The organism is Streptomyces polyasparticus (assembly GCF_014493765.1).
GTDB classification, from domain to species: Bacteria; Actinomycetota; Actinomycetes; order Streptomycetales; family Streptomycetaceae; genus Streptomyces; species Streptomyces polyasparticus.
On the sequence record NZ_JACTVJ010000076.1, the window covers coordinates 1 to 2,123 of the forward strand.

The window sequence follows — 2,123 nt, forward strand, 5'->3', positions numbered from 1 at the left end:
CTTAGATAAAAATTGTTTGGCCTGGCCAATCTTTTCAAATCTTTCTCTCTCCTCTTTGACAGGTCTATTCAACATAGCCTCCAAACTGCCCGAGTAAGGAGCCTTGGTCTTGAATGGAGGATTGTTAGCCTTAACGATACCAAAGTAGTTCTCGTAGACATTACCATCGAACTTTCCAATGGCAGAGTTGATAATCATATCGCTCAATTGGAAAGAATCAGTGTAGGTGATAACATGAGGACGAACCTCTTCACACAATTTTGGAAGGTTGATAGAGTTGTTTTCAGCCACAACCTTGGTGCTCAACACAGAGTAGGTCAAGAAATCACCGGCAAAACGGTCGATAATCATCGATGCAGCATACAATCTTCCAAGTGATAAAAGGTATGGCTTGAGTTCCAGGTTATCGTGGGTGTCCACTCTGCGAATGTACTCTTCTAAAGCATAATGGTTAGCCTTCAACTTGGAAATAACCACCAATTGAGGAGAAACACTGTCCTGGTTTCCACCGTTGGCCTTGATGGTCTTGACAGCATCAGCACCCAAACGCATAATCAACACTTCAATAGCAGTCAAAATCTTTTTCAAGTCTTGAAGGTCAGAAACGTTGCTGATGACTGGGGTTTCACCCAAGTTTTCCTTGGTATGGTTCAAGAACGAAGTGGATCCACGAACCTTCTTTCCCTTGTCAAGAACTTCCAGAATCAGTCTGACAATTGGCTTACCAACCGACATGGCCAAAACGTTGTTATCACCTTCCCAAGTACATTGCACAACCCAGTCGTTGTAAGCCTTTCCGAATCCAGAGTAGGACGAGTAACCGTGGCCACCACATGCCTGTCTACACTGGTCGATAGCCTCGGCTCCGAGCCAAGTACTGGTCGATTTCAAAGAACCAGAATCAATAAATAAGGATTTCATGCCATCGATGGAACGCATGATAGCTGGCATGTCGTTAGAAGCAACCGCGGCATCCAAGTCATCCAAAGTTTGCTCAATGGTGTGCTCCACCTTTAAGGCAGCTGCAGACAACACATAAGCCTGGGCCAAGTATGGGAATAATCTTCTTTGATGTAATGGATAATTGATCAATTGCGTTTCCTTACCATCAGAGCTACTGGAGCCCTTAAATTGACGTCTAGCCACGGCATATCTCAAGGCAATGGTAGACATCTTGGCCGACATACGGTAGGAATCGAGAACCATGGATACTCTTCCTCCCAACAAAGCCGAATACGACAATTGTTCCAATGGAGGTAATGTAACTTTACCCTCCTTGGACACCTTACAGAATTTTTGCAACATGAAAAATCTGGGCACACGAACATCGGAGAACTGGATCCATCCATTGTCAATACCATCTCTTCCCATCTTGGCACCAATGTCACCAACGGTCACACCGGGCATCAAGTCGTGGTTGGAGTCACGAAGAGGAACAACAAAGGTCTTGACACCGTAATCCTTACCCTTGACAATCAATCTGGCGTAGACACTACAGTGAGTGGAAGAATGAGCAGCACCACCAATCCACCATTTGGTGGCTCCAATGTGTGGGGTGTTGATGACAAACTCCTCGGTGGCTTCGTCATAAGTAGCAGTGGTCTCCAATCCGGCAACATTGGATCCATGGGCCAATTCGGTCATACCGAAACATCCATAGATGCTCTTGAGACCGGCGGTTTCCTTGTTAAACGTCCAGTACTCGATTTGCTCGGGGGTTCCGTTACCACGGACACACGAAAGGAACAATCCAAGGTTGATACCGATTCTGGTGGCAACTTGTGGGTCAAAAAGACCAAACAAACTCATTCTAAGGTTGAAGTCTTTAGGATCATCATTCTCGATATAACGGGCCATCCTGTTGATTTTGACAGCAGTCAACTCACGCTGTTGTTCCTTGTTCAAATCATAGATACTGGAGTCGGAAGCAAGAACCGGGTCACGCTCCATTTGCTGAGTGAGTCTTTTAATCGCCTCAGCTCTAGCCTTCGATCCCTCCAAAAAGTAGTGCATTTGTACGGGATCGAACTTTTGGTTCTCCCGCTCCTGGCGGAAGGATGCCTGGGGGTCAGGACCAGGCAAAGAGGTCACAGTATTGGTAGAAACAGACATATTGATTTTTG

General features: G+C 45.9%; 1 protein-coding gene. It reads right to left on the reverse strand.

The features are described 5' to 3' along the window. On the reverse strand, nucleotides 1-2,123 hold a 2,123-nt coding region (locus H9Y04_RS48975), incomplete at both ends, for an acyl-CoA dehydrogenase family protein (protein WP_187820124.1).